General features: G+C 42.2%; 6 protein-coding genes. 5 read left to right on the top strand and 1 reads right to left on the bottom strand.

Features of this window, described 5'->3' with window-relative positions; translation table 11 throughout:
* Positions 1-23: 23 nt before the first annotated feature.
* Both BLQ57_RS02885 and BLQ57_RS02890 read left to right on the top strand, forming a co-directional pair.
* The gene (locus BLQ57_RS02885; protein WP_087939203.1) at positions 24-4340 is read left to right on the top strand and encodes a CusA/CzcA family heavy metal efflux RND transporter; all 4317 of its coding nucleotides are present in this window, start codon (positions 24-26) and stop codon (positions 4338-4340) included.
* Positions 4340-5494, top strand: a complete 1155-nt coding sequence (locus BLQ57_RS02890) for an efflux RND transporter periplasmic adaptor subunit (protein WP_087939204.1) — start codon at positions 4340-4342, stop codon at positions 5492-5494. The genes BLQ57_RS02885 and BLQ57_RS02890 overlap by 1 nt, the downstream gene beginning before the upstream one ends.
* Positions 5495-5561: 67 nt before the next feature.
* Here BLQ57_RS02890 and BLQ57_RS02895 read toward each other — a convergent pair whose 3' ends face one another.
* A complete protein-coding gene (locus BLQ57_RS02895) occupies positions 5562-5903 on the bottom strand; it encodes a single-stranded DNA-binding protein (RefSeq protein ID WP_087939205.1) in 342 nt (113 codons plus the stop codon).
* 436 nt (positions 5904-6339) lie between these two features.
* Between BLQ57_RS02895 and BLQ57_RS02900 the strand changes: the two genes are divergently transcribed.
* The 3 genes from BLQ57_RS02900 to BLQ57_RS02910 all read left to right on the top strand — a co-directional run.
* Entirely contained in the window at positions 6340-7656 is a 1317-nt protein-coding gene (locus BLQ57_RS02900; protein ID WP_169712732.1) for a polysaccharide deacetylase family protein, read from the top strand.
* Positions 7657-7849: 193 nt separating this feature from the next.
* Positions 7850-8299 carry a styrene oxide isomerase gene (locus BLQ57_RS02905; protein ID WP_087939207.1) on the top strand — a complete coding sequence of 150 codons (450 nt, stop codon included), beginning with the start codon at positions 7850-7852 and terminating at the stop codon, positions 8297-8299.
* 264 nt (positions 8300-8563) lie between these two features.
* Positions 8564-8765 (top strand): DUF4372 domain-containing protein (locus BLQ57_RS02910; protein WP_175444640.1); only part of this gene is annotated, 202 nt, incomplete at its 3' end.

The following is an 8765-nucleotide window of genomic DNA, read 5'->3' on the forward strand; positions in this document are numbered from 1 at the left end:
TTGTGGGATAACCACGAGACCTTATGCTTGACCGGATTATCCAATGGAGTATTTCTAATAAACTGATTATTGGGATTTTTATCTTGATTTGGGTTGGATTTGGAGTATATGCACTGATGAATATCAAAATCGGTGCAGTTCCAGATGTGACCAACAATCAAGTTCAGGTAATCACAACTTCCAGGAATCTAGCCACTGAGGATGTGGAGAAATACCTCACCTATCCCGTCGAATTGGAGATGGCCAATCTTCCGGGGGTGAAGGAAATCCGATCTATTTCCAAATTTGGGCTTTCGGTAGTGACCATCGTTTTTGAAGACGATCTAGGGACTTATTTGCCTCGGCAGTTGATTGCGGAACGCATCAAAATTGCCGAAGAACGAATACCGGAAGGCTTTGGTACACCCTTTATGGGACCGATTTCCACAGGTTTGGGAGAGATCTACCAATACATTATCGATGTAGAGCCTGGGTACGAGGATCAATATTCCATTACCGACCTTAGAACCATACAAGATTGGGTAGTAAGAAGACAGTTGGCAGGAATTTCGGGAGTGGTCGAAGTCAATACCTGGGGAGGTTTTTTAAAGCAGTATGAAGTTGCGATCAACCCTGAGCGAATGAGGGCTATGGGATTGGATATCAAAACGGTCTTTCAGGCACTGCAGCAAAATAACTCCGTAGCAGGTGGCGGCTATATAGAAAAGAGTAATCAAAGCTACTTCATCCGAGGTGAAGGTTTGACTGAGAGCTTGGAGGATATTGAAAATATAGTGGTTGAGACAAGATCTGGCAATCCCATTTACGTTCGGGATATTGCTAAAGTAGGTTTTGGAGCAGCCAATCGTTTTGGAGCGATCACGGCAAATGGAGAAGGAGAAAAAGTTCTAGGTCAGATCATGATGCTGAAGGGAGCTGATTCTAAGCGAACCATAGATCGGGTAAAGGATCGAATTGCTGAAACACAAAAAACACTTCCTGAAGGCGTTTACATCAATGGATTTTTAGATCGATCCGAATTGATAGGCAGGACAACAAGTACTATTTCTGAAAACCTGATTTTGGGTTGCTTGATTGTAATTTTTGTAGTGGTTCTATTATTGGGCAACATGCGGTCAGGACTCGTGGTCGCTTCAGTGATTCCCCTAAGTTTGCTTTTTGCGCTATCGATGATGTTCATCTTTGATGTCGATGCCAACTTGATGAGTATGGGTGCTATTGATTTTGGGATCATCATAGATGGAGCGGTTATTATAGTCGAATACATCGCTTTTAGATTTACCAAATCGGGTGAGCTATTTAGTAAACTTTCTACCTCAGAAAAGCGGGAAGAAAAAGATAAAATAGCATTTGAGGGCAGTAGTAAAATGATGCATTCGGCTATTTTCGGACAGATTATCATCATTATCGTCTTTATTCCCATTCTTTCGCTTTCGGGCGTAGAAGGCAAGATGTTCCGACCGATGGCAGAGGTCTTTAGTTTTGCCTTAGTAGGTGCAATGATTTTAGGTTTGACCTATGTGCCAGTTGCTTCTTCACTATTTCTAAAAGCAGCACCTCAAGGACCAAAAAATATTTCTGTCAGGATCATTTCCTTTCTCAACAGGTTTTATGAGCCTACTATCGATTGGGCATTAGCTCATACCCGAATGGTCTTGTTGGGGGCTGCTGCTCTTCTTGTTGCTGCTATTGGCTTATTTACCACGATGGGATCGGAGTTTGTTCCTACATTGGATGAGGGGGATTTTGTGATTCAGCCCGTCTTAAAAACAGGAACCTCACTGACCAGTACGGTGGAGACCATCACTGAAATGGAGAAGATTTTATTGGGATTTCCAGAGGTCAAGCAAGTGGTGACGAGAATAGGAGCGGCAGAGATTCCCACCGATCCTATGTCTATGGAGGAAAGTGACGTCATCGTCACACTTCACCCTCCATCTGATTGGACGGTTGACACCAAAGATGAATTGGCAGATAAATTTAAAGAGGCCTTGACGGTCATCCCTGGTTTGGATTATGAATTTACTCAGCCTATTGAAATGCGATTCAATGAATTGATTACCGGAGTCAGGGCAGATTTAGCGATCAAGGTATATGGGGAGGACTTGGATGTTTTGTTGAGATTGGGGGAGGAAGTAGAGTCGGCAATTCAAGGAGTAGAAGGTGCTGCTGATATTATTTTAGAAAAGGTAGATGGCTTGCCCCAAATGAAAATTGAGTATGATCGTGCAAAAATTGCGAAATATGGACTCAATATCTCTGACCTTAATGAAATCGTCACCATGGGATTTGCAGGACAGGCAGCAGGGACGGTTTTTGAGGGGGAAAAGCAGTTTGATCTCGTGGTTCGTTATGATCAGGATTTCAGAAAAGATCTAAAAAGCCTAGAATCTACTTCCGTTTTACTTCCTACAGGAGGCGTAGTTCCTTTCTCGGAACTGGCTCAAATATCTTATACCAAAGGACCAGCAAAAATTTCCAGAGATAATACGCAGCGACGAATCGTCGTGAGTGTCAATGTGAGAAACCGCGATCTCCAATCCGTTGTAGATGATATCCGTGAAGTCATAAATAACCGAGTCGATCTTCCCGAAGGTTACAGAGTAGATTATGGAGGTCAATTCGAAAACTTACAGCAAGCTCGAAACCGTTTGTTGATTGCCGTACCAGTAGCTTTATTTTTGATTTTTGTGATGCTTTATTTTGCATTTTCTTCCATCAAAGACGCCCTACTCATTTACACAGCCATTCCTTTTTCTGCAATTGGCGGAGTATTTATGCTTTGGTTTAGGGATATGCCTTTCAGTATTTCTGCCGGAATAGGTTTCATTGCCTTGTTTGGAATTGCTGTCCTGAATGGAATCGTACTGCTGGAGTATTTTAATTCGATGAAGGGGCGATTCAACTCTGTCAAAGATCTGGTCAAAGCAGGGGCAAAGGATCGACTTCGACCAGTATTTTTGACAGCTTCCACAGATGCTTTAGGCTTTTTGCCTATGGCACTTTCCGCCTCCGCCGGGGCAGAAGTACAGCGCCCTTTGGCTACTGTAGTAATCGGAGGTTTAGTTTCTGCCACGCTCTTGACCTTGGTAGTTTTACCGGTTTTGTATGTGCGTTTTCATAAAGCAGATAGTCCCTCTGATGGGATTGGAAAAAAAGCACTTGTCTTTTCTATGCTTTTGATGCTAGTAGGCCTTCCTGCTTTTTCTCAGTCTGACCAAATCAAGTTACCTGAAGCCATACAAATCGCAAAGTCCAGAAATCTCCAAATTCAATCTGTAGAGAAATCCGTCAGAGCAGCCGAGTCACTCAGAAAATCAGGATTGGATATTGAGAAAACACAGGTTTTCTATGGTTTTGATCGAAATGATATCGCCGAAAATGGTATCTATAATAGAGTGGCGGGAGTGCGTCAGAGTATTGCTTTTCCTTCTTTATACAGTGCCAATCGGCAGGTATTGGATGCTCAAGCTCAAAAAGCCGAGTCGGATTTTCTACTTGCGGAGAGACAGTTGGAAAAAGAGGTCAGTCTGGCTTTTGTAGAGGCACTTTATTGGAACTCTTCTACGCAAAACTTCAGCTATCTTGACAGTTTGTATGGGGCTTTTTCTAAAGCAGCTTCCAGAAAGTTTGAATTGGGAGAAAGCAACCTCCTAGAAAAACTGACTGCCGAGAGCAAACTTCGGGAAATTCAATTGAGAAAATCTGAGGCTGATCAAAATTATCAAATTGCACTAGTCCGCCTAAAGGAACTGCTGAACTGGCAGGATGAGTTGATTCTTGATCATTCAGACCCAAAACTGGACTTTCCCGACGAGTTGAACCCACATCCCTATTCCCGTTGGTTTGAAGCGAGAAAGTTGGAAGTCGAGATGATGACTAAGCAAGAGCGGCGGAAATTGCTTCCAGACCTTAATTTGGAGTTGTTCAGAGGGACCAATCCAGGGCCTAATGCAGAAGTCTATCCCGGATTTCAAGCAGGTATAGGGATTCCTTTGTTTTTTGGTGCACAGAAAGCCAAGGTTCAAGCTGGAAGGTTTAGAGAAGAGCAAGTTGACTTTGAAGCTGCTGCCTTTGAGTTGAATTTGGATAGTAGACAAAATGAGCTTTACCAAAAACTAGAGCAAAGCCAACGCGTCCTGGATTATTATCAGCAAGAGGGGGAGGAACTTTCTACCCAACTTCAAACTCAGGCCACCCGATCTTTTAGAGAAGGTGAAATTGATTTTCTCCAATATGTGCAGTTGATAGAAAATGCACGAAATATCACTCTGCAATACCTTCAAAGTAAGTGGCAGCAGCAGCAAACCATTTTAGAATTAACTTATCTTACCTTCTGATGAAATCCAGAATCATACAGTCCCTACTTTCCTACAGTTTACTCCTTGGTATTTTGTCATGGTCTTCTTGTGGTCAAAACCAAAAAGAATCGGATGCCATTCAGGTTTCCGAAGCCTCGGAAGAGGAACAATCCGTCTTTTTGACCAAGGAGCAGTTTCAGACCATGAAAATGGAATGGGGGCAATTGGAGACTAGGATTTTTTCTGAGGAGCTATCCCTGCAGGGAATGGTTAGAGTGCCTGTAGAAGGAATGCAGGATATTTCCGCCTATTTCGGAGGATATGTATCAGGCCTTACTCTGATAGAGGGACAGGCGGTGAATAGAGGTCAGGTTTTATTCTATTTGGAAAACCCGGAATTTGTCAGAATTCAACAAGACTACTTGGAGACCAAAAGTCAACTGGCTTTTTTGAAAGCTGAATATGAGCGTCAGGAGACCTTGTATGCCGAGCAGATTGCAGCGCAGAAAAGCTTATTGAAAGCCCAAGCGGACTATGAATCTGCCAGAGCGAAAGTGGCTAGCCTTAAACAGCAACTGGGAATGATCAATATCGATACAGAGAAATTGACTCCTGAAACCATCCGCTCCAAAGCGCCTGTTACTTCTCCGATTTCGGGCTTCGTGGAGGAAATATTCGTAGTGCCTGGTGCTTTCTTACCGGCTTCAGGACGAGCACTTTCTCTTTTGAGCAGAAGCCATATGCATGTGGAATTGATCGTATTTGAAAAAGATGCGATGAAACTTAGGATGGGGCAAAAAGTAAGAATCAGCAGTCCGGATAGTAGAGAAACATCTTTTGAAGCTGAAATCTACGTGATCGGTCAATCCGTCAATCAAGAGAGGCAGCTTATGGTTCATGCCCATGTATTGGACCCTGAAATAGAGCGCTCTCTCGTGCCGGGGATGTACCTGGAAGCAAAACTCCAACTTGATCCCCAAGAGGGTCAAATGCTTCCTTCTACCGCTGTAGTAGAGCAAGGTGAGAAGAACTATATTCTTGTATTGAGTGAAGAGAATGATCGTGGTTTTGAACTTGAGGCAATTGAAGTCGAGTTGGGTACTGAGCAAGATGGTATGATACAAGTAAAACCTCTTTCGGCTATTGATCAGGAAAAGAAAATACTGGTAAAAGGAGCCTTTTCCCTGTTGTAAAAAACAAAAAACTAAACCCTTCCCAAACTGAATGGGAAGGGTTTACTGAGTTGAATTTGTGGACAATTCAATCTCCTTTTTTTCCAAGCAAAAGCACTTCGGAGACGACTACCTCGGTGATGTATCGCTTTACGCCATCTTTATCGGTATAGTCTCGGTTGGTCAGTCTCCCTTCAATACCGACTTCAGAACCTTTGTCGGTGTACTTGTCCACGATTTCTGCTTCTTTGTCCCATAGCACTAGATTGTGCCAGGTGGTTTCGGTGACTTTTTCTCCATTTTTGTTTTTGTAGGTTTCATTAGTGGCAATACTTACACGTCCTACCTTTTTGCCTGAATCCAGGGTTTTGATCTCGATTTTTCCCCCTAGGTGTCCGATGAGTTGAACTCTGTTTCTTAAAGCATTCATAGTAATTAGTATTTATGGTTTGGAAATGAATTTTGTTTTCTGATTTCGAAAACTTGATGATCCAAAGTTGGGCAGACAGTAGGGGAAGAGTCGGTGGACAGTCGACAGTATCCGATAGTAGTCGTTTGCTGTCGGTTAATCAAGGCTAACAGCCGATTCAGACAGATTTTCAAAAAAAATTATTGAATAACATGATTATCCGTAATAATACCAGTAGCCTTATTTCCTTTGCTTTTAGGGTTGGAAGACCGATGACGGAAGACCGAAGTTCCCTGAAATTGAACTTCCAGCCTTGTTTTAGCCGTTCAATCTTCTTACTGGAAAGAAAGCGGATATACAGATTGAATAAAAATCACTAGGTAAAATATACTTGATCAGCGGTTTCTACTTTTGGATGAATATTTTTGATATTGAAGCTTCAAATAATTCACCCATTATGAAGAAACTACTTTCTCTAATTCTCATTTCCTATTTTGGTTTTTCTTGCAGTCCCAAAGATCCGCTGATAGGACAAACGGAAATTACCAAATGGCAGGGAAATAAAAGTGGGGCCATTTCCATCACTTTTGATGATGGAATCGTGAATCAGTTTACCATCGCAAAACCGATTTTAGATAGCCTGGAAATGAACTCTACCTTTTACATTATCACAGGCAAAGTGGAGGGTTCCGGAGAAGGAAAATTTATCGGAAGAGAGCCGCAAGAAATAATCAATGAAACTGCTGCTATTCCCACCGACTCGGATAATTTCTTTGAAAGAGCTTCCCTGATTGCATTTACCGGAACTAGTGAAGCTGAAGATTACCATGCAAGAGCAGGTTCATTATTTGAGCAGGGTAAAATAGAGGAAGCTTATGAGCTGATCGATGAGGGATATGAAAAGATCCGAAAAGGAACGATAAGAGATACCGATGATGTGGTTTTTCATAACAATGTGGAAGACACCACTACCTGGACACAATATAAGTCCTACGCTGCTCAAGGTCACGAAATAGCCTCTCATACAGTGACACATCCGAGGCTAGCGGTCTTAGATGAAGTCAATATGCGCTATGAACTGGAGCAGAGCAAAGCTGATTTGTTGAAATATATCGGACCCGAATCCACTTTTAGCGCCGAAGGCCCTTATGGTACGGAAGACGAGCGAGTCATGGAAATAGCTCATGAAATCTATCCATCTTTGAGAAACCGAATGCCGGAAGAATGGCTGGAGGAAATCAATAGAGGAAGCCAAATGACACCTGGCGAGTCAGAAAAAGAATATGTGCAGTGGCAAAGAGGGCCTATTACCCGTACCGATCTCAATCTAATGAAAAGCTGGGTGGACACACTGAAGAGCCATGACAATACTTGGTTGGTTTTGGTATTTCATGGGGTAGAAAATCTAGGCTGGGAGCCAAAAACCAGACAGGAATTAGTGGACTACTTTTCTTATATGAAATCGCAGGAGAGTCAGGCTTGGATAGCGCCTTTCAGAGAAGTGACCAAATACTTACGTGAGCGAAAAAGCGCTCGAATTGAAAGCGAATTCAACGGAGATCAAATTAGTTTGAATTTGATTTCTGACTTAGATCCAGAGATGTATCAGGTACCGTTGACACTAAAAACCTATATTCCTGAAAGCTGGGCTGAAGTGCAGGTGACTCAGGGAGAGGTAAGCGTAGAAGGGAGAAAAAGTCAAGATGAGCAAGGGGCCTTTGTGCTTTATGAAGTAAAGCCCTATGGCGGGACTATTGAGATCAAGGCAAAGTAGGTAATGGGATCATTCGGCTAATTTCCTTTCAAGGAGAGTAAAAATTGAATCTATAATTTCTATAAGTTATTGATATTCATTAAATTGAAATCATTCTAATTATGGAGAAAGGTTCTAGGTCATCCAAAAATTGAGTTTTTGATCTAGGCAAGAGGGGTTGGATATCTAATAGATTTAATTAACCCAAAATATCATGTCTAGTTCTCACCTTTCCTTACGTCAGTCGGATAGATTAATTTTTCTGGGGATTTCCCTGTTTTTTCTGGGTCTATTGGTTGGTTTAATCCTCCCATTGCTGGCCAATCCGCGCATGGGACTTTCCAGCCATCTAGAAGGCATCATGAATGGTTTGTTTTTAGTGGTTTTAGGTTTGATTTGGTCAAGGATAAACCTATCCAAAAAATGGATGACAGTTGCCTTTTGGCTAGCTATCTACGGGACCTTTGCCAATTGGCTGGGGATCTTACTGGCAGCCCTATGGGACGCAGGTGAGAATTTGACTGTGGCCGCGGGAGGAAATCGGGGTTCGGATGCCGCTGAAATTATCGTTAATTTTTTTCTTATTACCCTCACTTTCGCTATGCTGTCGCTTTGTCTTATGGTGTTGTTTGGTTTGTGGAGGGGTAGACATCGCTCATTCTAGCATATGATTTGATTTTTTCTTGGCTTTATGAAGTTTAAACTTTTTTAAGATTTTGCTAACTTCAATTTTCTTGTTGGATAAATACAAACTCATGAAAATGGATCAAGCTACACAAACGATGATTTCCAATTACTGTCATCCGAGTAAAATTACCAATGTAAGTTAGCTTTCTTGGAATAGTACAAAACTGAAAAAGCGGAACCACCGATTAGGTTAATTCCGCTTTAAATGGGATGTTGCGGTTACCACACTACAACCAACCCAGTGCAACATACAAAACTATCAGGTCATCCGATCATCAGTCAGTTACTTTCTTTTATTCCCCGGGAGATCGTTGACCAAGCAACGAACACTTTTCAGTCAGATCGGTATTATAAGACCATGGATACCTGGAAGCAGCTGGTGTTTATGCTCTATGGGGTGGTGTCCAAAGTCCATTCGCTCAACAGCTTATGTAAGTGCCTGT

It is taken from the genome of Algoriphagus faecimaris, assembly GCF_900101705.1.
Classification (GTDB): Bacteria; Bacteroidota; Bacteroidia; order Cytophagales; family Cyclobacteriaceae; genus Algoriphagus; species Algoriphagus faecimaris.